General features: G+C 26.4%; 20 protein-coding genes. 8 read left to right on the forward strand and 12 right to left on the reverse strand.

Going from position 1 to position 23,281, the window contains the following annotated elements:
• The 4 genes from Q1J76_RS04075 to Q1J76_RS04090 all read right to left on the reverse strand — a co-directional run.
• Positions 1–443, reverse strand: a 443-nt coding sequence (locus Q1J76_RS04075; protein ID WP_300367195.1) for a CapA family protein, incomplete at its 3' end; no start/stop codon positions are given.
• A 46-nt stretch (positions 444–489) separates the two neighbouring features.
• Complete coding sequence (locus Q1J76_RS04080) at positions 490–1,875, reverse strand: hemolysin family protein (RefSeq protein ID WP_300367198.1); 1,386 nt, start codon at positions 1,873–1,875, stop codon at positions 490–492.
• Between the two features lie 19 nt (positions 1,876–1,894).
• Positions 1,895–2,572 (reverse strand): peptidoglycan recognition protein family protein, encoded by a 678-nt coding sequence (locus Q1J76_RS04085; RefSeq protein ID WP_300367201.1) that lies wholly within the window; start codon positions 2,570–2,572, stop codon positions 1,895–1,897.
• A 10-nt stretch (positions 2,573–2,582) separates the two neighbouring features.
• On the reverse strand, positions 2,583–3,083 hold the full coding sequence (locus Q1J76_RS04090) for a chemotaxis protein CheX (protein WP_300367204.1): 501 nt from the start codon (positions 3,081–3,083) through the stop codon (positions 2,583–2,585).
• A gap of 275 nt (positions 3,084–3,358) precedes the next feature.
• On the opposite strand from Q1J76_RS04090, the gene dnaE reads away from it, so the two are divergent.
• Both dnaE and Q1J76_RS04100 read left to right on the forward strand, forming a co-directional pair.
• Positions 3,359–7,066, forward strand: coding sequence for a DNA polymerase III subunit alpha (gene dnaE / locus Q1J76_RS04095; RefSeq protein WP_300367207.1), 3,708 nt, complete (start codon positions 3,359–3,361; stop codon positions 7,064–7,066).
• 104 nt (positions 7,067–7,170) lie between these two features.
• Positions 7,171–8,988, forward strand: coding sequence for a glycoside hydrolase family 10-like protein (locus tag Q1J76_RS04100; RefSeq protein ID WP_300367210.1), 1,818 nt, complete (start codon positions 7,171–7,173; stop codon positions 8,986–8,988).
• 11 nt (positions 8,989–8,999) lie between these two features.
• Here Q1J76_RS04100 and trpS read toward each other — a convergent pair whose 3' ends face one another.
• Both trpS and Q1J76_RS04110 read right to left on the reverse strand, forming a co-directional pair.
• A complete protein-coding gene (trpS, locus tag Q1J76_RS04105) occupies positions 9,000–9,998 on the reverse strand; it encodes a tryptophan--tRNA ligase (protein WP_300367213.1) in 999 nt (332 codons plus the stop codon).
• Between the two features lie 42 nt (positions 9,999–10,040).
• Entirely contained in the window at positions 10,041–11,024 is a 984-nt protein-coding gene (locus tag Q1J76_RS04110) for a PSP1 domain-containing protein (RefSeq protein ID WP_300367216.1), read from the reverse strand.
• Positions 11,025–11,219: 195 nt separating this feature from the next.
• Here Q1J76_RS04110 and Q1J76_RS04115 point away from each other — a divergent pair, with 195 nt between their 5' ends.
• From Q1J76_RS04115 to mnmH, 3 genes are all read left to right on the forward strand, one after another.
• Positions 11,220–11,828 (forward strand): hypothetical protein, encoded by a 609-nt coding sequence (locus Q1J76_RS04115; protein ID WP_300367219.1) that lies wholly within the window; start codon positions 11,220–11,222, stop codon positions 11,826–11,828.
• A 132-nt stretch (positions 11,829–11,960) separates the two neighbouring features.
• Positions 11,961–12,635 (forward strand): PAQR family membrane homeostasis protein TrhA, encoded by a 675-nt coding sequence (gene trhA / locus Q1J76_RS04120; protein WP_300367221.1) that lies wholly within the window; start codon positions 11,961–11,963, stop codon positions 12,633–12,635.
• A gap of 59 nt (positions 12,636–12,694) precedes the next feature.
• Positions 12,695–13,741, forward strand: a complete 1,047-nt coding sequence (mnmH, locus tag Q1J76_RS04125) for a tRNA 2-selenouridine(34) synthase MnmH (protein WP_300367224.1) — start codon at positions 12,695–12,697, stop codon at positions 13,739–13,741.
• 46 nt (positions 13,742–13,787) lie between these two features.
• Here the strand turns inward: mnmH and Q1J76_RS04130 are convergent, their stop codons facing one another.
• The 3 genes from Q1J76_RS04130 to Q1J76_RS04140 all read right to left on the reverse strand — a co-directional run bounded on the left by Q1J76_RS04130 (position 13,788) and on the right by Q1J76_RS04140 (position 17,201).
• On the reverse strand, positions 13,788–15,908 hold the full coding sequence (locus tag Q1J76_RS04130) for a methyl-accepting chemotaxis protein (RefSeq protein WP_300367227.1): 2,121 nt from the start codon (positions 15,906–15,908) through the stop codon (positions 13,788–13,790).
• 154 nt (positions 15,909–16,062) lie between these two features.
• The gene (tsaB, locus tag Q1J76_RS04135; RefSeq protein ID WP_300367229.1) at positions 16,063–16,749 is read right to left on the reverse strand and encodes a tRNA (adenosine(37)-N6)-threonylcarbamoyltransferase complex dimerization subunit type 1 TsaB; all 687 of its coding nucleotides are present in this window, start codon (positions 16,747–16,749) and stop codon (positions 16,063–16,065) included.
• Complete coding sequence (locus tag Q1J76_RS04140) at positions 16,746–17,201, reverse strand: YaaR family protein (RefSeq protein WP_300367232.1); 456 nt, start codon at positions 17,199–17,201, stop codon at positions 16,746–16,748. The genes tsaB and Q1J76_RS04140 overlap by 4 nt, the downstream gene beginning before the upstream one ends.
• A 193-nt stretch (positions 17,202–17,394) precedes the next feature.
• Here Q1J76_RS04140 and Q1J76_RS04145 point away from each other — a divergent pair, with 193 nt between their 5' ends.
• On the forward strand, positions 17,395–18,090 hold the full coding sequence (locus Q1J76_RS04145; RefSeq protein WP_300367235.1) for a YggS family pyridoxal phosphate-dependent enzyme: 696 nt from the start codon (positions 17,395–17,397) through the stop codon (positions 18,088–18,090).
• Between the two features lie 20 nt (positions 18,091–18,110).
• On the opposite strand, the gene Q1J76_RS04150 is transcribed toward Q1J76_RS04145, so the two are convergent.
• From Q1J76_RS04150 to Q1J76_RS04160, 3 genes are all read right to left on the reverse strand, one after another.
• Positions 18,111–18,773 (reverse strand): class I SAM-dependent methyltransferase, encoded by a 663-nt coding sequence (locus Q1J76_RS04150; RefSeq protein ID WP_300367238.1) that lies wholly within the window; start codon positions 18,771–18,773, stop codon positions 18,111–18,113.
• A gap of 25 nt (positions 18,774–18,798) precedes the next feature.
• Complete coding sequence (locus Q1J76_RS04155; RefSeq protein ID WP_300367241.1) at positions 18,799–19,329, reverse strand: hypothetical protein; 531 nt, start codon at positions 19,327–19,329, stop codon at positions 18,799–18,801.
• 496 nt (positions 19,330–19,825) lie between these two features.
• A complete protein-coding gene (locus tag Q1J76_RS04160; RefSeq protein ID WP_300367244.1) occupies positions 19,826–20,614 on the reverse strand; it encodes a DeoR/GlpR family DNA-binding transcription regulator in 789 nt (262 codons plus the stop codon).
• Positions 20,615–20,880: 266 nt separating this feature from the next.
• On the opposite strand from Q1J76_RS04160, the gene Q1J76_RS04165 reads away from it, so the two are divergent.
• A complete protein-coding gene (locus Q1J76_RS04165; protein ID WP_300367247.1) occupies positions 20,881–21,663 on the forward strand; it encodes an SDR family NAD(P)-dependent oxidoreductase in 783 nt (260 codons plus the stop codon).
• A gap of 42 nt (positions 21,664–21,705) precedes the next feature.
• Positions 21,706–23,193, forward strand: a complete 1,488-nt coding sequence (locus Q1J76_RS04170; RefSeq protein WP_300367250.1) for an FAD-binding oxidoreductase — start codon at positions 21,706–21,708, stop codon at positions 23,191–23,193.
• Positions 23,194–23,281 lie beyond the last annotated feature (88 nt).

A 23,281-nucleotide genomic window follows, 5' to 3' on the forward strand; every position in this document is an offset into this window, starting at 1 on the left:
ATGTTAGGAGAGTTAGTTGAACCTCCTAAAGTTAATTTATTGTTTCTATGAAGTTCAGCTACTGTTTCAGCTTCAGCCTGAGCACCTTGATCATATGCATGATTATTTGCTATTGAAAAAGTATTGAAATAATTAAAGAAGTATTGTAAATAGTCTATTGATCCATTGAATTCAGGATACGGCATTGGAGGCTTATTGGTATTAACAACAAATTCCAAATTAGCAAATACTATATTGCCTTGAAAATAATCTTTTAACTCTATTAAAACATCATTACCTTTGAAAGCGTCTACGAGTGTAGGATGCGTCATAATATCCCCAGTAAATACCAATTTAACACTTTTAGACGACTTTTTCATTTCTTCATCTTTTTTATTCTGTTTATTATCAGAACATGAGTATAATAGTATTAAAAATAAAGCAATGATTATTTTTTTTATCATAATTATTTTCCTAATTAGTAATAGTTTTTATATATTTTTGATTATCTTATTCATTTAAAATTTCTAAATCATTTTTTTCTGTATCATGAATATCATACATTTCCAAATTTTCTTCATTAGCTCTTATATATTTTAGAGGAGTAAATTCGATTTCTACTATTCTTCTGTCTTCTACTTTCATAATTCTTCCTCTATATCCTTTCAAAATAAAACGCTCATTAGTTTCAGGTATATGATCCAGCATATCCAATACATATCCAGCTATAGTTTGATATTCTTCATGTTCAAGTTCCAATTTTAAATTTTTATTAACATCTTCTATAGAAGCATTACCATTTATTATTATTCTTTTTCCTTTGAATCTTATAACATCAGCTTCTTTTTTATCGCTTTCATCTTCTATATCTCCCATTATTTCTTCTATGATATCTTCCATAGTAACAAGTCCAGAAGTTCCACCGTATTCATCTATTGTTATGACCATTTGAAGTTTCTTTTTTTGCATATCATTAAATAAACTACTTATAGTTTTAGTTTCAGGTACAAAATACGGAAGCATAATATAATCTATTGCTTTCTTTTTTATTTTATTTATTTTTCCGTTTCCTTTTACATACTCTTTGAATAAAGCTCTAGTATGAAAAATTCCTATTATATGATCAACTGTTTCTTCATATACAGGAAATCTTGAAAGCCCTGTTTCTACGGTAAGTTTAATTATTTCGCTTACATCAGTTTCAGCTTCAATGCATACCATATCTACACGAGGTGTCATTATTTCTTCTACGGTTTTATTTCTGAAATCTATTACACCAGTTAAAAGTTCATGAGTATATTCCTTTATAATACCTTCTTTATGCCCCAAATGTATTATTGTTGTTATATCATCCATACTTGATAATGCACTTCTCTTTTCTGTGTTTCTTAATTTTTTAGGTACGAAATAGTTCATTATAAAAGTTGTAACTTTGTCCATCAAAAAAGTTATGGGCTTGAATATAAAATAACAAAATTTCATAAAATATAATAAATAAGGTATCATCTTTTCAGCATTAACTCTCATTAGTACTTTAGGTAGTATTTCACCAAATATTATAATAAGTATAGTTATTATAGCTGTAGATATTGTAACCATTAAATTAGTTGATACATTAGGAAGTATATCAGCCAGCCTAACAGCAAATACGGTTATTATGGAACTTGCAGTTATATTAACTATATTATTACCAACTAATAAACTAGGTATCATTGAGCTTGATTTTTCCCAATATTTTTTATCTTCTTCTTTTATCTTTTTTTCTCTAACAAGACGCATTAAAGTAACATCATCTATAGAAGTATATGCAGTTTCACTTCCAGAGAATAATGCTGATAACATAATAAGAATTATAATTGTTAGTATTTCAAATAAATAAACTAGTAGTATTTCCATAAATCAGCAACCTTAAATTTTATATTCTTTTTCTAAGCTTCTCCATAAAATTAGTCCCTGGATCTCTTTTGGCAGGATTAATATATTTAGTATTTAGTTCTTTATAAAGAGAATAATGAGGATAGGTTTTATTTTTATATTCATAATGGGCTATTACATATTTTATACTTTTATATCTATTTTTTATATATTTTATCAATTTGACATTTGCTTCCAACTGCTGTTCTGTCAATTCATCTGCATATCCTATATTTTCTATACTTACAGATGTATAATTAAATCCTACAGTATGCCTAGCTATATATTCTATTGGAGTGCTTGAATATATACTACCGTCAAAATCTACAAGAAAATGAGTACCTACATTAACTTCTCCACCAGACTCTATATCAGGTCTTCCATGCAAAATATCTTTTTCAAATATATTTACCGCTATTTTTAAATTAGGTGTTTCTGTAGAATGAACAACTATTATTTGTGGATTATCTAAATATATAAGTTTATTTCCATAATGTATTTTTGTATATTCTGATAATAATTGCAGTCTTAATGCATTTGGTATGATTTTATACTTATCATTTATATTTAAATTATTATTTTCTGTATTATTTGTTTGTATTATATTATCATTTATAGTATTTGTACAAGACATTAATACAAATATTATGATAAATGTATAAATTATATTTTTTATCATTTAATATTAATTATGCATCCATTGCAATATTAACACTAACGAATCCAAGTGTAGATTGGAAAGGAATAATTATAGTTTGTAAGTTTTTAGGTATAATTTGTATTTCTTTTCCAAAGTATAGTATTGGAGGAGTGATATCGCAACTTATTCCTTCTTCTGCTAATTTAGTTATAGCAAGACCACTTATAGTGTTTCCCATCTCATTAATAACACTTCTCATCATATCTTCAAATTCATCTTCAGAATCATATTCACCACGTTTTTTATCTGTAAGATTTTCAGTAAGAAGCTGAGAAAAGTTTTCAGGGAATTCGTATAACACCTGACCATTAACATCGCCAACAATTCCTATAGCAACTCCATATCCAGAGAATAATTTACGTCCCTGTCCTTTTACAAGAGTACCTTTTTCCATAGTAAGACCAGCCATTTCTTTGAATATTGATACTAGAGATACAATAAATGGATTGATGAATCTAACATCCATAAATTTTATAGGGGTTGTAGCCATGTTTAGTTCCTTAAGAATTTAATTTATATATATATTATAACATAGTTAAGTTTTATTTCAATAAAAATAACTCTATTTTAAATTATACTGTAAAAGAAAAATTGTCAAATTTTAATAATAAAAATATAAAAAAATATATATTAATTTTATTTTATAATAAATATACCGTAAATATTTATAGTAAATAAATAAAGACTATTCATATATTTTTTATGAATTTGACTTGATATTTAAGTTAAATGATATAGAATAATAATATCAAATAGGGGTTTAATATGTCATTTGTTCATTTGCATGTACATACACAATATTCAATACTTGACGGAGCTTCCCGTATCAAATCTCTTTATTCAAAAAAAGATAAGAAGAAAAGACTTATTCCTGGATTAATAGATAAAGCAGTAGAGCTTGGAATGCCTGGTATTGCTATAACAGATCATGGTAATATGTTCGGTGCTATGGAGTTTTTTTCGGAAGCTAAAGATAAGGGAATTATACCTGTAATAGGATGTGAACTTTATGTTGCCCCTAAAACTAGATTCGATAAAAAACTTGAGAATACAGAAGAAAAAAGTGCTATGCATCTTATTATGCTTGCAAAAGATAAAGAAGGTTATGATAATTTATGTAAATTAGTAACTTTCGGATATACTGAAGGTTTTTACTATCGTCCTAGAGTTGATCATGAATTGATAGAAAAATATAATAAAGGATTAATTTGTCTTTCAGCCTGCATGGGTGGAGAAATACCTATAGCTATAAGAAAAAAAGATTATAAACAAGCATCAAAATTAGCTGAATATTATAAATCTATTTTCGGAGAAGATTTTTATATAGAACTTCAGGATCATAATATTCCAGAAGAGAAATCATTAAATACAGCTTTATATAAATTGGCAAATCATCATAATATAGAATTGGTTGTTACTAATGATGTTCATTATGTTTCAAAAGAGGATGCAAAGGCTCATGAAATACTTTTAGCTATACAAACAAAATCTACTTTAGATTCTCCAAGAAGATATAAATTTCCAAGTAATGAATTCCATTTAAAAAGTGAAGAAGAGATGATGAAGTCATTCTCTAAACTTCCAAAGGCATTTGAAAATACTGTAAAAATAGCAGAACAATGTAAGGATTTAAATATAACTACAAAAACTTATTATATGCCTAATTATGAACTTGCAAATGGTGAAACTGAAACAATAGCATTAAGAAATATGTGTATAGATGGGCTTAATAAGTATTATAATAATAATATACCAAAAGAAGCTATGGACAGACTTGAAATGGAATTAGGTGTTATAGCTAAAATGGGATTTGAAGGATATTTCCTTGTGGTTCAGGATTTTATAAATTATGCTAGAAATCATGATGTTGCTGTTGGTCCTGGAAGAGGAAGTGCTGCTGGTTCAATAGTGGCATTTGCTACAGGAATTACTAAAGTTAATCCTTTAGATTATAATTTGCTTTTTGAAAGATTTCTCAATCCAGAAAGAAAAAGCATGCCTGATATAGATGTTGACTTCCAAGATGATAAAAGGGAAGTAATAATAGATTATGTAAAAGAGAAATATGGTAAGGATAATGTTGCTCAGATTGCTACTTTTGGTGCTTTGGGCGGACGCTCTGTTATAAGAGATGTTTGCCGTGTTATGGGTATAGATTTAGCAACTGCCGACAGACTTGCAAAGAGTATACCTAATAATATAAGAGTAGTTGATATATATGATGATCCTGAATGTGCCGAGTTTAGGAAGGAGATTGATAATAGCAGAGAATTAAAAAATATGTATGAGATATCTACAAGACTTGATGGTTTAGTAAGGAATGTAGGACTTCATGCTGCTGGTGTTATTATATCTTCAAAACCCATCATGGATTTGGCACCTGTATATCAGGATTCAAAAACAGGAACTAGAGCTTGTCAATATGAGATGAATTATGTTGAAAGTGCTGGACTCATAAAGATGGATTTTTTGGGCATCAAAAACTTAAGACTTATAAAAGATGCTGTTAAAGATATAAAAGAAAGATATGGTATTGAAATAGATATAGATAGTATTCCTTTAGATGATGAAGCTGTTTATGAAATATTTAGAAAGGCTGATACAGGCGGAGTTTTCCAATTTGAAAGCCCAGGTATGCGTCAGATGCTCATAAATATTCAGCCTACAGCTTTTGATGACTTAGTTTCAAGTGTAGCATTATATCGTCCAGGTCCTTTGAACTCTGGTATGGATAAAGATTATGCTGATAGAAAAAATAAAAGAAAAGAGATAGTTTACAAACATTCTGATTTAGAGCCTATACTTAAAGAAAGTCAGGGAGTACTTATATATCAAGAGCAGATTATGGCTATAAGTAGAGTTATAGGTGGATTTACTGCTGCTGAAGCTGATGATTTAAGAAAGGCTATGGGTAAAAAAATAGTAGAGAAAATGAACTCTATGGAAGAGAAATTCATTAATGGAGGAATTGAAAGAGGATATGATAAAGAATTATTAACTTATCTTTTTGATACTATGAAAGGGTTTGCTGAATATGGTTTCAATAAATCACATTCTGTTTGTTATGCTTTAATCGCTTATCAAGAGGCTTATATAAAAGCTCATTATCCTATGGAATACTATGTGGCTTTACTTAATACTGTTATAGCCGATACAGATAAAATAGCTCTTTATTTAAATGAAGTTAAGCAGAAAAATATAGATATAATTACAGCTAATGTTTTTGAAAGCGATGCTTTATTTTCTCAGAAAAATGGAAAAATAGTTTATGCTTTACATGCAGTTAAAGGTGTAGGTCTTCATGCTGCATTGGCTATTCAGGATGAGAGAGATAAAAATGGACAATTCAAAAATTTAGAAGATTTTGTTAAAAGAGTTGATGTTCATTTAGTTAATAGAAAAGTTTATGAAACATTAATTAAATGCGGAGCATTCTCTGAATTCGGTCATACTGAAAGTGCATTACTTGCTTCTTTAGATGCAATACTCGCACATGCTTCTAATTATCAAAAAGAAACTTTATCAGGACAAACTATGCTTTTTGATTCTATGTCTGAAGATGATACTGGAAGTGCATCTTTAGTTATAGAAAAACAGGTAGAATATTCAAATAATATTTTGATGGAAAATGAAAAAGAGGTATTAGGTTTTTCACTTAGATATCATCCTTTTGCTAGATATATTACTAAAATAGATTATAAATATTTTAATACAACATTGGATATTGATAATCTTAAGGACAAAGATGAATTTATTCTTCCTTGCGTTATTATATCAGTATCAGAATCTACAAGTAAGAAAAATACTCCTATGATTACTTTGAAGGTTATGGATTTATTTAATGATTATTTATTCTATATTACTTCAAATAATCAAATAGAAAAGTTTAGAGATATGCTTGAAGAACAGACAGGTATATTGATAAAAGGAAGAAGAGATAAAAATAGATTCTCTGATAAAATATACAATAATATAGTTGATATAAAATTATTAGATTCTTATTTGAAGGATAAAAATTTAAAATTAAAAGAAGTAAAAAGAGATAATATAAAAAGAGAAACATCTTCTGAAATTACATCTGAAAATAAAATGGTTTCTGTAAATAAAAATGATTCTCCATTTAAAAATACTTCTAATAAAGAGAATGATATTAAAAGATCTGATAATGTTGTTTCTAATGCTTCATTTACAAGCAGACCTAATAATAGTATAGCTGTGAAACATAATAATAGAGGAAAGAAACAATTGGCTTTATATGTTAATAAGAATATATTTGATGATATGGATTTATTATGCTTACAAAATGCCATATCTTTAAATCCCGGAGATTATACTATATTCTTGAAATTAAAATCGGAAAGTGGTACTGAGGTATTCAAAATCGGTGAAGATTATAAAGTAGATCCTAATCAGAGATTTTTAAATGAAGCTAAGAGTTCATTGAGATCTTTAATAGAAATTGAATATGCTTAAATAGTATTATATATATAAAATTATTCAGCATTTATTTTACTTGATTGTTATTATATTTTTTATATACTAGAATAGTAATCTATATACTAGAGAGTTTTATATTTATGAAAAAGTTATTTGTTTTTATTATTTTAATATTATCAATTTATGGCTGTGATAAAAATGAAATTATTGTAAATGATGATATTAAAGATATGCTCATAGAAAATATAGATGAAAATAAGAATTTTAATCCTTTATATAGAGAATTGAGAGGGGCTTGGTTTTCTACAGTAAATAATATGGATTGGCCTCTTGAAGGTAAGAGCGAAGAAGAACAGAAAAAATTAGCTTTAAAATATTTGGATACTTTATATGAAAATAATTTTAATGCTGTATTTGTACAGGTAAAGCCTGATGCAGGAGTTATATTTCCTTCAAAAATAAATCCTACTACTAGATATTTTTTTGGTAAGAATAGTGTAGATGAAAAAGATGATTATCCTTTTGAAACGGATATGCTTGAATTTATAATAGATGAAGCACATAAAAGAAATTTAGAAGTTCATGCTTGGTTTAATCCTTATAGAATAGCTGTTACTTATGATACTAATAAAAGTTATGACGAACAGTTTTCAAAAAAGAATTTTATTCATGTTTATCATTATTCAAATAATTTAAATCCTATTCATTGGTATGATAATAAACTTTATTTAGATCCAGGCGAGCCTATAAGTTCAAAGTATGTTATAGATTCTATTATGGAAGTTGTTGAGAATTATGATATAGACGGTGTGCATTTTGATGATTATTTTTATCAGAATATGATAGAGGATAAAACATATAAATATTGGAAAGATGAAGTAAGTGCATCTAAATATGCTAAATCTGAAGGTTATGATCCTGCTAATACAAATTATGATGATTATGGAGTAAATGGACTTTATGCTTGGAGAAGAAATAATATTAATACTCTAGTAAGTTCTATATATAAAGAAATAAAATTAAGAAAACCTTATGTAAAATGGACTATATCTCCTGCTGGAGTTTGGAGAAATAAAGAAAAATTGTCTGATTATAATGGATACGAATATGGAAGCGATACTCAGTCTTATAATCCTAATTTTGATGCTTTGCATGCTGATGTTCTTTTATGGTTGCTTAATGGAGAGAAAACTTCAACATTAAAAAATGCAACAGAAAAAGATGGAATAAATGAGATGTATGTAGATGCAATAATACCTCAAATTTATTGGAGTGATAAGCATGAAACAGCACCTTTTAATATTATAGCTGATTGGTGGATTAATGAAGCTAAAAAATCATCAAATGGTAAATTAGCTGATTTATATGTAGGACATCCTCTATATAAGATGGGAAGGGATACAAATGTTGAGCCATGGCAGAATATAGATTTAATGTCAAAGCAGGTTAATTATATTAGAGATAATGGATATGATTATGTAAAGGGTTCTGTGTTCTTTACTATGAGAAATATGTATAAAGATGATATTTATACTAAAGGTTTTGGTTATGATTCTTTGATTTATTTGAAAGAAAATAATTATCCTTTTAAATCTATAATACCTATTATGAATACAATGAAAGATTTAAATACTTCCCCTATAGGTTTAACAAATGCATATATAAAAAATAAATTTAATAGTGTAGAAATTAGCTTTACCGATTCAGGCGAATATAAAACAGATAAATATAATTGTGCTGTAGAAAGTACTTCTGTATACTATGCCATATATAGAAAAGATACAGATGAAAATTATATACTACTAATAGACAAGATAAGAAGAACTAATTTTAATATAAATTCTGTTATTGTTTATAATGATAAAACAGCTAATCCTAAAAAGAATTATATCTATTATATTACAGCATTAGACAGACTTCATAATGAAAGTGCACCTTTGACTATTGGCAATAAATAATTAATACATGATTATTTTCTTTTATTATCTATTAATCCCATTAAATCTCTTACTTCATACAATGTTTTTTCAGCAACTTCAGAAGCATTTTTAGCACCTTCTTTTAATACATCATAAACATAATCTTTATCATTAGAATATTTATTAATATTTTCTCTGATATGTGCTAATTCATTATTAATATTTTTTGCAAGCATTCTTTTACATTGTACACAGCCTATGGAAGCATTTTTACAGCCTTCGCAAATTTCTTTTTGCTCTTCTTCTGTTGAGAAAATATTATGATAGCTATAAACATTACATATATCAGGATTTCCAGCATCTGTTTTTAGTTTTCTATTAGTATCAGTCATAGCTTTTTGCATTATTAATTTCTCTGTTTCTTCAGCAGTTAAAGATAGTGGTATATGATTATTAAGAGATTTGCTCATCTTGTTTTTACCGTCTAAACCTAATATTCTTAAAACATTTCCATGATATGTATCAGGCTCTTTAAAATATTCTCCATATCTATTATTGAATTTTCTCACTATTATTCTAGTAAGTTCTACATGCTGTTGCTGATCTTCTCCAACAGGTACAATATCAGGATGATAAAGTAATATATCAGCAGCCATTAGAGAAGGGTAGGTTAGAAGTGCAGCATTGATATTTTCAACATTTTTTCTTGATTTATCTTTATATTGAGTCATTCTTTCAAGTTCTGCTACAGGTATAATAGAATTAAATATCCAAGCAAGTTCTGTATGTGCTCTTACATCAGATTGTACAAATATAGAACATTTTTTTGGATCTAATCCTGAAGCTAAATATTCCACAGCCGCATCCATTATTCTTTTTTGCATTTGTGTTACATCATATTCAACTGTTATAGCATGATAATCAACTATGCAAAAAAATCCATAATAATCATCAAGTATATTAGCCCAATTTTTCAAAGCTCCAAGATAGTTTCCAATATGAAGAGAACCAGTAGGCTGTATTCCACTTATCATAACTTTCTTTGACATATATAAACTCCATTTAATTATTTTATAATTAAAAAATATTTTTTATTCTGCTTTTATATTTGCAATTAAAAAACCTTCTTCATTTGTTTTTAAATCATTTACATCAATATATATTAATCTTTTATCTTCTGTTTCTATTAATAATTTTTTATTTAATGGATTCAGATCTTTTATAATGGCAGGTACACTATTAAATACTAATTTAGTACCTACTTTAGGTAAATCTTTTTTAAGAGTACAATATGCCTTATATTCATGAGCTAAACAGCACATAAGTCTTCCGCATTGTCCTGATATTTTTACCGTATTTAGAAGCATACCCTGTTCTTTTGCCATTTTTATTGTTATAGTTTCAAATTTCCCTTTTATAACTTTACAGCATAACTCTCTTCCGCATATTCCACATCCTCCTATTGATCTTGCTTCATCTCTTACGCCTATTTGTCTTAATTCTATTCTTGTTTTGAAATGTGCGGCTAAATCTTTAACTAATTCTCTGAAGTCTATTCTTTCTTCGGCAATAAATTCAAATAATAATTTTGCTCTATCCAAGAAATAGTAAGAACTTATTAATTTTAAATCTAAATTATGATTATTTACTTTTTCCTTGCATATTTTTAATGCTTCAGATGCATCTTCAATATTAGTTTGATACTGCTGTAAATCTTTTTCATCAGCTATTCTAATAATATTAAAGATTTTATTTTTATTGTTTTTAATCTTTATATTATTATTTTTTTCAGCAGCTTCCATATCTTTTAATTCTTCAGATATGTCTTCTTCATTATTTATATGTTCATTATCTTCCTGAATTTCTTCATTGCTTTCTGATATAATTTCAGTATTATTCTCAGCTTCAAGTAAATCTATATCTATGTCTTCAAAGTTTAGTACATGTCCTATTTCTATACCTTCATCAGTTTCTATTACACATGCGTCTTTTATTTTTATATTATCTATATGCATATGCTCAAATTTTCCTATATTAGAACCCCTAAACTTTATATGGGCTATATTTTTAATCATTATTCTTCATGCTCCGTTATTAAAATTTTAAATTTAAAGCTACTATATTTTATTTTTAAGTTGATATTATTGCAAGTATTATTTTTTATAATAATTTAAAAATAATAGAAAAATATACATTATCAAATTATAAATTTGTTGATAAATATTTCATATAGTATATTATATTGAGTAGTTATATATTTGCAGTTTATTATGAAGTTATTTTTATTATTCCCTTTATTTCTTTCTATATTGTCATGTTTAACTTCTCCAGAAATTTATTTAAATAATAATGCAGTATACTGGAAAAAAAACGTATCCAATAAAATAGCTTCTGATATTTATCAAAATATTTATAGATTTGATGAAAATGGAGATATCAACTTTTTTGTATACGGCTATAAAAGGAAAATAAAATATAAATTGTTTTTAATGAAAGAAATTAATGAAGCATTTTATTATAAGAACTCTACATTAAAAAATTATATTGTAGAAAGTCTTCCAGCATTTAATTTATATATAGATGCTTTAACTAAAAATGATAATAATACACTTTATGTTAATAAACATTTTTCTAGAGATTTTAAAAATAGAAGTATTTATCTTCCTATAGGTTTAATGGTAAAAGATGATAATTTATATATAGCAAAAACTTATGGAAATGATTATAAAACTAGATTATTACATTGGCTTATAAAAAATGGCTATGGATCTTATAAAAATTGGATTCCAGCTATAAATGTCAATTGGGCATCTTATCCCATACCAACAGAACATGAAATTGATTGGAATAATTTGGAAATAGTTGGTAAATTATTTTGAAATGTATAAAATGTTTTTTAATTTCTGTTTTATAGTTATAACATGCTATTTATTATTATATAATATAGTTATTTATTCTCATTTATTTTTTTTATATATGAATTAGAATATATAAAAAATTGAGGAGAATAGATGGAAAAAAGTGCTTCTTATAATGATATTCCAAATAAATATATAAAATCCAAAAAAATAGGGGAGGTTTATTCTGCAATATCTCATGGTGCAGGTGCTTTATTGGCTATTGCTGGATTGGTTCTTATGCTAATAAAGACTAATTCTAATCCTATTCCTATAATCATTTATGGAATAGGTATAATATTTTTATATATATTTAGTTCTTTATATCATTTTTTTCCAGATGGTAATGTTAAACAGTTATTTAGAAAATTTGATCATATAGGAATATATATATTTATAGCAGCTACTTATACGCCTTTATGTATATTTTCATTACCTAGAAATATTGGAATACTTATATTATCTGTTATATGGTTATGTGCTTTTATAGGCGTGCTTTCAAATACTATTATCAAATATAAAAATTTGGTGTTAAGACTTGTTTTATATATATTTATGGGCTGGATTATAATATTTGCTTTCAAACCTTTAATAAATAATTTTGATGTTTTGCATTTGAATTGGCTTATATGGGGCGGAATATTCTACACTATAGGAGCATTCTTATATGCTTTGGGAAAAAAATGTAATGATAAAACTAAACAATTTACTCATGATGTTTTTCATATATTTGTTTTGATGGGATCTTTTTCACATTATTGGTTTTTATATAGTTATGTTATAAATTAATTACTTTACTTTTTTAAGTTTTTTTATATTATATTTAGCATAATATCTAAGAGGTTATTATGGTTAAAGTTATTGATATAGAAGAATTTTTTGAGTTACAGATATGTGCTAAACTTCCTATAATAGATGTGCGTTCACCAATAGAATATAATCATGCTCATATTCCAAATGCTCATAATGTATATTTATTTAATGATGAAGAGAGAAAAGATGTAGGTACTATTTATAAGCAAGCAGGAAGGAGAGAAGCTGTATTAAAAGGTTTAGAATATGTATCTGTAAGAATGATTGATATTCTAAAGTCAATAGATAATATATCAAAAGAGTATAACTCAAACAATAGAATACTTATGCATTGCTTTAGGGGTGGTATGAGAAGCGAATCCGTAGCTTGGTTATGTTCTAGTTATGGATATGAAGTTTATTTGCTTAGAGGCGGTTATAAGAGATATAGAAACTATGTATTGGATTCTTTTAATAGAGATTATAGATTATATTTACTTACAGGAAGAACTGGAAGCGGTAAAACTTTAATCTTAAATAAATTAAAGTCTTTAGGTCATAATGTTATAGATTTAGAAAAAATAGCAAAACATAAAGGTTCTGCATTCGGATGGATAAATGAGGGAGAACAGCCCACACAGGAACAATTTGAGAATGATTTATCTTATGAGCTAATAAAATATGATACTAATTCCATTATTTGGCTTGAAGATGAAAGTCTGCTCATAGGAAAGCGTGCTATACCAAAGCCTTTATTTGATAAAATGAGAGATGCAGAAAAAATAATATATTTGGATATACCAAAAGAGTATAGAGCAGAATATATAGTTAGCACTTATGGTAAGTATAGTATTAATGACTTGAAAGAGTCTATAATCAAAATAAAAAAACGTTTGGGTGGAGAAAGATTAAAGGAATCTTTAGAGTTTCTTGATAATGGTAATATATATGAATGTGTACTTAATATGCTTTATTATTATGATAAGGCTTATAAATTAAGTATAAATGAAGATCGGCTATTATCAATTAAATGTGAAAATAATAATTTTGATAATATTGTTGAATTGATTTTAAATATATATGAATTGAATTTTAGACAATAAAAAAGCGATGATAATTACCATCGCTTTTATTTATTTTTATTAAAGATTAAAATGATTCAAAACCATCAGAAGTATCTTTAGAAGTATCAAATGTATTTCCAAACTCATTATCTTTTACAGTTTTATCAGGCATAACAGAGATTTTTTCCTCATGATGCTTTTTTATAGGGCTCTTCAATTCTGGTTTTTTAGTCAAATAATCAGATTTAGAAGATTTAGTAGGTTTATTTTCCTGAACTGCTTTAGAATCTGTAGTAGGCGAATCCTTTTTTCTTTCAACTTTACTTATGTCCTTTTTATAATTAGAACCTCTTAATTTGAAGAATTCCATAGCTGATAATAATTCTTCAGCTTGTGAGAATAAAGCTTCAGAAGCAGCTGTAGCCTCTTCTACTAAAGCAGCATTCTGCTGAGTAGTCATATCCATTTGAGTAATAGCTATATTAACTTGGTCAACTCCAGCCTGCTGTTCCATAGCAGTAGAACTTAAATCCTGCATTATTTTTGCTGTTTCCTCTATTTGTACTCTTAAATTTTGGAATATTTCTTTAGATTCTCTTGCTGTTTCTGTAGCAGCAGCTATTTTTTCTTCAGAATCAGCAACCAATGTAGTAATATCTTTTACTGAAGTTTGAGTTGTTTGAGCCAAGTTTCTAACTTCAGAAGCAACAACAGCAAAACCTCTTCCTTGCTCACCAGCACGTGCAGCCTCTACAGCAGCATTAAGAGCAAGTATATTAGTTTGGAATGCTATATCTTCAATAATTTTAGTAATAGCACTGATTTTAGAACTTGATTCATAAACAGCCTCAATATTTTGAGTACTTTCTTCTATAATTCTTCCAGCTTCTTCAATCGCTTTTCTAGAGCTAATCATCATATTATTACCTTCTAATGTATGTTCAGCTGATGATTTTATTGTAGAAGCAATTTCTTCCATAGATGAAGCTGTTTCTTCAAGTCCAGATGCCTGATTTTCCGTTCTATTTGATAAATCTATATTACCCTGAGAAACTTCATTAGCAGATGCTTTTACTGTATAAGCTCCGTCATATACTAATTTTACTTTTTCGTTTAATTTATCAGTTACCTCAATGATTGCAATTGCAATTTCGCCCCATTCATCTTTTCTCTTTTCAAATCCAGGAGGAGCAGTTATAGTTAAATCTCCAGTAGAAAGTCTAGTTAAATCTATTGATAATTTATGAATTATTGTAGTAATTCTACTTATGTATTGAGTTATAAATATTGAAGCTATAATAAGTATTACTATAGTCCCTATAATAGCATATTTTTTCATTGCTATTATATGAGAAAATAATTCGCTTGACTCTATACTCATAACTACTGACCAACCAGAAATAGGTTCTTTGTAGAAAGTAGATATAGAATCTTTTGAATTGAAAGGGGATTTAAACTCATAATATCCAGAATCATGTTCAACTGCATGTTTAATATAATCAGCGTTTCTTAAAGTTTCATTTCTTATATGTGAAGGTATAGGATCTGCAATAACCCATCTATCTTTATCTACAATGAATGGATGTCCTGTATTTCCAAATTTTACTAAACCTAATTCTTTATCTATAAACTCATGCCAATCTACCATTAGAGAAAGAGAGCCTATAACAGAGCCTCTATCATCTTTTAAAGGAGAAAAAATTTTGACAACCCATTTATTAGGGTCAGCTGGTGATTTATCTACTGTATAATGCATAGAAGAATTACCAGATGTGATTTTTTGCCATAATTCTGTTCCATTAAAATTTCTAGCAACTTTTACTATTTCTCCTTTCATACTATCTGCTATAACATTTCCCTGACTATCTAACAAAGCCATACCTTCAATATTACGACTATTTTTAGCTACATTTTCTAATATATTTTCAGCTATTGCTTTATTTTCAGGTGTTCTTAAACTTACATAATTTCTTAATTCAGAAAAACTTGAAGCTATTGATTCACAAAATGATATATTTTGATTTATCCATACGTTAATCATCCTAGAATAAACTTTAGTTGTTGATTCAAATCCAAATATAGATGAATTTCTAATTCCTTGAGAGCCTATATTGACTATAATAGTTACTAATATTATAGTCATAACAGTAACTAGTAACATTATAAAAAATGGTATTTTAACTTTCAAGGATTGCAATTTTCTCACTTTAAAACTCCAATAATTTTTTAGTATTATTTGAATACATAATAACAATATTTTTCTATGAAGTCAAGATATATTTTTTATAATATCATATTAATTATTATATATTTTTATAATTATCGTATATTTTTGTATAAAAAAAAGCTTTTATACAACTTTATAATTTATTTTCTGCTTCACTTTTTCTTACATACATAGGTAATAAGTTAAAAATATCATTGAAATTATTTGATTCTATTTTTGGTATAGATAATTTTATAGTGTTTGATGCTTTTATTATATTAGATGAATTTTCTAGTATGTTTATATCATGGTTTTTTAAATTTTTCAAGAAATAATCTTGATTTTTATGAAATCCATCTCCGCATAGGGTAATGCTTTTATTTGAATTTTCTATGGAATCAATTATATCTATAAATTCTTTATATGTTAAATCTAAATTTTCTTTTATTTTTTTATCATTCAAATATATATCTGTGTAAATGCTTCCTTTGCGGGCATCTATCATAGCAGCCTTTATTCCATCATAATTTTTTATATTTTGGTATAATGTTTCTAAACTTGAAATACCTATAATTGGAATTTTTTTAACATAACATATGCTTTTTATAGTAGCAAATGCTATTCTCAATGCTGTAAAAGATCCTGGACCTATTCCTAATGCTATATAATTTATTTCATCTAATGATATTTTATTTTCTTTTAGTAATTTATCCAAAACAGGAAGTATTTCTTCATTGTGATTTTTTACATTTTCTTTATTGTATTCATAGATAGGATTATCATTTTTTTTTAGGGCTATAGAAAAACTGCTTGATACAGTATCAAATGCCAATATATTCATGACATTAAATCCAATACCAAGCCTTTTAATCTCATAACTTTATTTGCTATGGCTATATGATTCTTTTGTTCAGACATTATCAATTTGTATAAAGAGTCAAGTTCTTCATTGATTTTTGAAACCACCTGATATTCGCGTCCCCTTCTCATATACGAAGATACAATTCTTATTCTGTAGGCATCTTTTACGAGTTTATCGGTTAATGCTCTTATTAAATCTCTGAATTTTTGAAAATCTTTTATGTTGGCACTTTTCTCTAGTAAATTTCCAGCATCGTAAATTTGTCTTTTTAATTCATCTAATTCATAAGAATATCTTTTAATCTCTTTTTCCTCTTCCAACATAGTTGCAAACGGAGATGATGATACAGCAACTTTCATAGAAGCATCTTGCGATGTCATTAATAGGCTATTTAAATTCATTTCTCTGTTTCTTCTTTCTTGAACTCTCATTTCTTTTCTCCATAATTCGTATAAGTTATTTTAATTAAAATGTATTATGTTAACTTAACATGAATTATATAAAATTTCAATATATTATAAATCGTATTTTTATTATTTTGCTTTATTATTTTATTTTTTGTTATTAATTATAGTTATTGAAAAAAACTTTAAAACATTTATAATTTGCAGGGTAGGTATTGCTATGTTTAGAGATGATATATTAGAAAGATATAATGCTATAAATAATAATATTAATATTATAAAACAAAAATATAATATTGATTATGATATAAATATAATAGCTGTAAGTAAATATTCATCTATAGAAACTATAAAAGAATTTTTGTCATTAAATATAGATTTGCCATTGGCTGAAAGTAAGGCTCAAAGTTTAAGGGATAGAGTAGGGGAGATAAATAATTTTAAAGATAATGTGAAATGGCACTTCATAGGGAGAATACAATCTAATAAAGTAAAGTATATAGTGAAGTATTCAGATTTAATACAAAGTGTTGATTCTATGGATATAGCTGAAATAATAAATAAAGAAGCCAATAAAAATAGTAAAATACAGGATATATTATTACAATTCAATATAAGTAATGAAGAGCAAAAAGGTGGATTTGATATTAATAATTATATGGAAGTGTATGAGAATATTTCAAAAATGTCAAATATATCAGTAAGAGGTTTAATGGGTATGGCTGAATATAGTGATAATTCACTAGTTGTAGAGGAAGAATTTGAGAAATTAAATACAGTATATAAAAATATAAATTTAAAATATAATAATGTTTTATCAATTCTTTCTATGGGCATGTCATCAGACTATGAGTTAGCTATAAAACATGGTTCTAATATGGTTAGAATAGGTAGTAGTTTTTTAGGAAATTCTTAAAAAATAAGAATATGATTTACTCATTTTTTTCTCAAAATTAATAACATATTTTTTAAACTAAATTTTAAAGACATATATAAAGTTTGATCTAAACTTGTTTTAGGAGTATTCACAGAAGCATCTTCAAATGTTTTTTTATATTGTGGAGAATATGGAAATGATAAAAAGATTAATCCATCATCTTTTAAAACTCTATTAAATTCACTTAAAATTTTATTTTCATCTTCTATATGTTCTATAACATGACTCGATATAATTAAATCAAAAAAATTATTTTCAAAAGGTAAATTAGTAACATCCGCCTCTATACAAGGTACATTAGGATATAAATATGGTGATATATCTGTAGGGTAATATTCTATATTTTTATTTTTTGACAAATATTTATATATACATTCTTCGGGTGCTGTATGCAATAATTTTATTTTTTTATCTAATTTATCATTTAAATAAAAATTTTGCAAAGCCATATATAGAAGTCTATTTCTTTCTGTAGAACCACATATAGAACATTTTTTATTTGATAATGGATTTGAACCTGCCATTAAGAATACAGCCATATTTCCACATACATTACATTTATATTTATACTTCTCTTTATTTAAAGCACTTTTTAAAAAATTTTCTCTATATTTTCTAACAAATATTATTCTAGCAATTATATCAACTATTAGTTTATACATATAAACTCCAAATTAATTATAAAAATTATTGAAATCTTCTAAGTCTTTCTATAGTTATTAAATAATTCCAAACATAATAAAATATAGTATCCTCTGTTGTAAAATTCTCTACAGCTTCATCATTCTTAAGCTTCATCATAGAATTAGCGAAATCCTCATCTTTTTCTAATTCTTTTATTTTTAATGATAATTGATCTGTATGAGCCTTTACTTTAGACATAAGTTCTGCAGGTAAATTTCTTTCATAGTCTTTACTTGTTAAAGTTTCAAGAGCATATTCTATTTTATCAGGTGTTATTCTAGATGATATTTCTTGTTCTTTTTGATTTTCAGTATTTATTGTATTATCAGTCCAAGTATTGAATTCATCAATCCATTCCTTGTACATATTACCATATTTATCGGAATTTAATGTGTAATCATTCTTTACATCATCAGGAAGTATATTAAGAAAATTTTTATATCTTTGTTCCATAGCATATATAGACCCACCGTCATTTTTACAAGCTATGAGTATTGCTAATAAGGTTAATATTAAAAGTGTTATTTTTTTCATTATTAATTATCCATAATTATTATATTTAATTTTTGATTATACTATAAAATATAAAAAACTTCAATAATATATCAAATATCAAAGTATTATTAAAACTTGAATTTGTTTTTTATTGTAAAATGCTTTTGATAAATTAGTTATTAGTTAATCATATAGCAATAAAAAAATAATATATAAGTTAACATAATATACATTATCGGAATATATTTTTTATTTTTCTAATGTCATTATCAAGTATCTAATTCTGTAACTCTTTCAATCTATTTTATTATATATATCTGTTATAAAGTCAGTCTAATAAAAACACCTTCGCAAAATCTATTAGCTTCTAACTATACCTACTAAATCTGTTTGTTAATTCTGTAAATTTGCTCATATAATTTCATATTAAGTAAATATAAACATTTTTATTTTGTCAATTCATAAATCAGCATATTGAATCATATTTTTAATATTATGTTTTTATAATGATTTTTATTAAAGTATTATAAATATATTACCAATTTATATCTTCAATTTTCATAATATATTTTTCTATATTCTTATTTGAAAATTCTATATCATCTAAATTGATATCGCTAATTATTCCATTTAATTCATTTAAGTCTGCCCATTTGAATAATCCTTTAGTTTGGAATTTTTCATAATTAGCTATTAAATAATTTTTTTTTGAAATTTCCATAAGTTTTTTTTCAACCATATTTTCTAATAATGTATCCATAAATAATCCTCTTTGTGGATCTATGGATTGAGTTCCAAAAAATGCTTTTTCTATATTCAAATTATTAGCTATATTATCCACATATTCCCCATTAAATGCATAGAATTGCTTTTTTATTGTTCCACCTATTACTAGAAGAATTATGTTTTTTTCTACTGCTAAGTTATAGTAATCTAAATAATTTTTTAATACCAATACAGAATTGCTTATCATTGTAATATTTTCTTTATTCATTACTATAAAAGGTATCATTAAAGACATAGTTGTAGAACTTCCAGATAAGCATATAACATCACCATTATTAATAAGTTCATGTGATTTATAAGCTATTGCATTTTGTATTATGTTTTTAGTATTGTCTTCTTGTATATTTATATATGAAAAAGGTTTATATATTATGTTATTTTTATCTATTACTATCCAATTTTCATCTCTTAATTGATGCAGAAGCCTGTATACAGTTGATGTACTAATGTTAAATTCTTCTTTTAAAGAATTAATATTAGTATTCACATTTTTGTAAATAAAATTTAATAAATATTTTTTTTCTATCACTTGTTTCATAATTACCCTAATTATCCTAATAAAATTAAAATACATTTTCTCTATATTATATATTTGATTAATAAAATTATCAAATATGAATAGTAAATCTTGCGTTAATTTATAATTAGCATATATTTTTTTTATATATAAAATCAATATTATTGATAATTTTATCAAAAAATTAAATTTTTATTAAAAAAAATTTAAAATTTATTGACAATAATGATTAAATTTCTATACTAATTAAACATAAGAATTAAATATAATTATTTTTTGGAGGAATTATGTACAATATAACAGATTTTAATATGAATTATTTTTCATTGTCTGGCAAAAATGCGATAGTTACTGGTGGAAATACAGGTTTAGGGCAGGCTTTTTCATTAGCTTTGGCTACAGCTGGTGCAAACATATTTGCTCCTACTATTATGGATGATAATGGAGAAACAAAAAAACTTGTAGAAGCTAGAAATGTGAAGATGGAAACTATGATAGGAGATATGACTGAAAAAGGGTTTCCTAAAAAAATAGTTCAGGAATGTGTTAATAAGTTTGGTTCTGTTGATATCTTGGTAAACTGTGCTGGTATGTGTATAAACAGACCTAATGTTCTTGATTTTACAAGAGATGAATGGGACAAAATGATAGCATTAAACTTGACTGCCGCTTTTGAAATGAGTTATGAAGTAGCCCATTATTATATACCTCAAAAAAGTGGAAAAATAATTAATATATGTTCTATGTTTAGTTTTTTAGGTGGTCAATGGTCTCCAGCATACTCTGCTTCAAAACATGGTATTGCAGGACTTACTAAAGCTTATTGTGATGAATTGGCTCAATTTAATGTACAGGTTAATGGTATTGCTCCAGGATATTTCGCTACACCTATTACTAAAGATACAAGAGCTAATCCAGAAACTAATCAAAGAGTATTGAATCATATACCTACTAATCGTTGGGGTGATACACATGATTTAATGGGTACAACTGTATTTTTAGCTAGTAAAGCATCTGATTATGTTAATGGACATATTTTGTGTGTAGATGGTGGATACTTGGTAAGATAATTGAAATAAATTAATATATATAAAAAATCAAAGGAGTAAACTATGAAATGGAAACAAGTAGAAATTCATGAATCTAAAAGTAAATTATCGAGAGAGGAAATAGTTAAGAATTTATTAAATATGCTTCCTAAAGATCAGGTTTTAACAGATGAACAAACTTTAAAAGAAAATAGCTGTGATAGATTTAGAAAGTATCCTTCAAAAGGTTTTGGTATATATTCCCTACCCTACCCTGCTGCTGTTGTTAAAGTAAAAAGTACTGAAGAAGTTTCAAAAGTATTAAAGTTTTTAAATGATAATAAAATTAACTGTGTAGCTAGAACTGGAAGTACTGCAACTGAAGGCGGATTGGAAACTACTGTTAAAGATTCTGTTGTTGTAGATGGATCTTTAATGAAAAAAGTAATAAAAATAGATGAAGAATCTATGCAGGTAACAGGAGAATGCGGTGTAGTTTTAGGCGATTTGGAAGATAAACTTAGAAGTATGGGATATACCACTGGACATTCCCCTCAATCAAAACCTCAGGCTCAATTGGGCGGTTTAGTTGCTACAAGAAGTATTGGACAATTATCTACATATTATGGTGCTATAGAAGACATGATAATTGGATTAGAGGCAGTTTTCCCTGATGGTACAATTACTAGAATAAAAAATGTTCCAAGAAGATCTGCTGGTCCTGATATTCGTCATGTTATAGCAGGTAATGAAGGTACTTTATGCTATATAACAGAAGTTACAATTAAGATGTTCAAATATATGCCTGAAAACATGGTTTATTTAGGTTGGAAAATAGATGATATGCATAAAGGCTTGGATATTATTCGTGAAATAATAGTTAATGGTTTACGCCCTTCTCTATGTCGCGTTTATTCAGAAGAAGATGCACGTCAGCATTTTTCTGCTTGGCATGAAGGTAAATGTGTTTTAACATTTGCTACTGAGGGACTTGCTTCTGTAGCAAAAGCTGCTTCAGAGGAGATTATAAAAATAGTAGAAAAATATCAAGGTGTTGAAAGTGTTGATCCTAAACTTATAGAAAATTGGTTTGCAAATTTATGCTGGGGACAGGATAAAATAGATGCTGAAACAGCAGATATGAAAGCTAATCACAGATTAGGATATACTACAGAGGTTTCAGGTTCTTGGGGTGTTATAAAACAGATATATGATAATTGTATAGCAAGAATTAAAAAAGATTTTTCTCATATGGAAGATATAACAATGTTGGGGGCTCATTCATCTCATAGCTATCCGAATGGTACTAACTTGTATTTCGTATATGATTATAATATAAACTGCAAACCTGAAGATGAAATAAATGAATACCATATACCTTTGAACGCTATGATAGTAGAAGAAACTTTAAAGGCTGGTGGTTCTATGTGTCACCATCATGGTATAGGAAAATATAGAACAGAATGGACTAAAGAAGAGCATGGCAGTGCTTATTATATATTAGAAAAATTGAAAAAAGCTTTTGACCCTAATGATATTATGAATAAGGGTTCTATATTCAGAGATAATTAATTTCAAATATTAAAATATTTTATGGGGTTCCTTGCTAAATAATGAAAATTATGTAGTTTTGAAACCTTATTTATGGAGTTTTTCATTA

Source organism: Brachyspira sp., assembly GCF_029258575.1.
GTDB lineage: Bacteria > Spirochaetota > Brachyspiria > Brachyspirales > Brachyspiraceae > Brachyspira.

What these genes read in the sequence shown, in the direction of transcription:
- Q1J76_RS04145 (WP_300367235.1), top strand. Translation starts at nt 17,395, where the DNA reads ATGTTTAGAGATGATATATTAGAAAGATATAATGCTATAAATAATAAT.
- Q1J76_RS04170 (WP_300367250.1), top strand. Translation starts at nt 21,706, where the DNA reads ATGAAATGGAAACAAGTAGAAATTCATGAATCTAAAAGTAAATTATCG.
- Q1J76_RS04100 (WP_300367210.1), top strand. Translation starts at nt 7,171, where the DNA reads ATGAAAAAGTTATTTGTTTTTATTATTTTAATATTATCAATTTATGGC.
- Q1J76_RS04110 (WP_300367216.1), bottom strand. Translation starts at nt 11,024, where the DNA reads ATGATTAAAAATATAGCCCATATAAAGTTTAGGGGTTCTAATATAGGA.
- dnaE (WP_300367207.1), top strand. Translation starts at nt 3,359, where the DNA reads ATGTCATTTGTTCATTTGCATGTACATACACAATATTCAATACTTGAC.
- Q1J76_RS04080 (WP_300367198.1), bottom strand. Translation starts at nt 1,875, where the DNA reads ATGGAAATACTACTAGTTTATTTATTTGAAATACTAACAATTATAATT.
- Q1J76_RS04085 (WP_300367201.1), bottom strand. Translation starts at nt 2,572, where the DNA reads ATGATAAAAAATATAATTTATACATTTATCATAATATTTGTATTAATG.
- Q1J76_RS04140 (WP_300367232.1), bottom strand. Translation starts at nt 17,201, where the DNA reads ATGAGAGTTCAAGAAAGAAGAAACAGAGAAATGAATTTAAATAGCCTA.
- Q1J76_RS04165 (WP_300367247.1), top strand. Translation starts at nt 20,881, where the DNA reads ATGTACAATATAACAGATTTTAATATGAATTATTTTTCATTGTCTGGC.
- trhA (WP_300367221.1), top strand. Translation starts at nt 11,961, where the DNA reads ATGGAAAAAAGTGCTTCTTATAATGATATTCCAAATAAATATATAAAA.
- Q1J76_RS04160 (WP_300367244.1), bottom strand. Translation starts at nt 20,614, where the DNA reads ATGAAACAAGTGATAGAAAAAAAATATTTATTAAATTTTATTTACAAA.
- Q1J76_RS04150 (WP_300367238.1), bottom strand. Translation starts at nt 18,773, where the DNA reads ATGTATAAACTAATAGTTGATATAATTGCTAGAATAATATTTGTTAGA.
- trpS (WP_300367213.1), bottom strand. Translation starts at nt 9,998, where the DNA reads ATGTCAAAGAAAGTTATGATAAGTGGAATACAGCCTACTGGTTCTCTT.
- Q1J76_RS04155 (WP_300367241.1), bottom strand. Translation starts at nt 19,329, where the DNA reads ATGAAAAAAATAACACTTTTAATATTAACCTTATTAGCAATACTCATA.
- Q1J76_RS04115 (WP_300367219.1), top strand. Translation starts at nt 11,220, where the DNA reads ATGAAGTTATTTTTATTATTCCCTTTATTTCTTTCTATATTGTCATGT.
- tsaB (WP_300367229.1), bottom strand. Translation starts at nt 16,749, where the DNA reads ATGAATATATTGGCATTTGATACTGTATCAAGCAGTTTTTCTATAGCC.
- mnmH (WP_300367224.1), top strand. Translation starts at nt 12,695, where the DNA reads ATGGTTAAAGTTATTGATATAGAAGAATTTTTTGAGTTACAGATATGT.
- Q1J76_RS04090 (WP_300367204.1), bottom strand. Translation starts at nt 3,083, where the DNA reads ATGGCTACAACCCCTATAAAATTTATGGATGTTAGATTCATCAATCCA.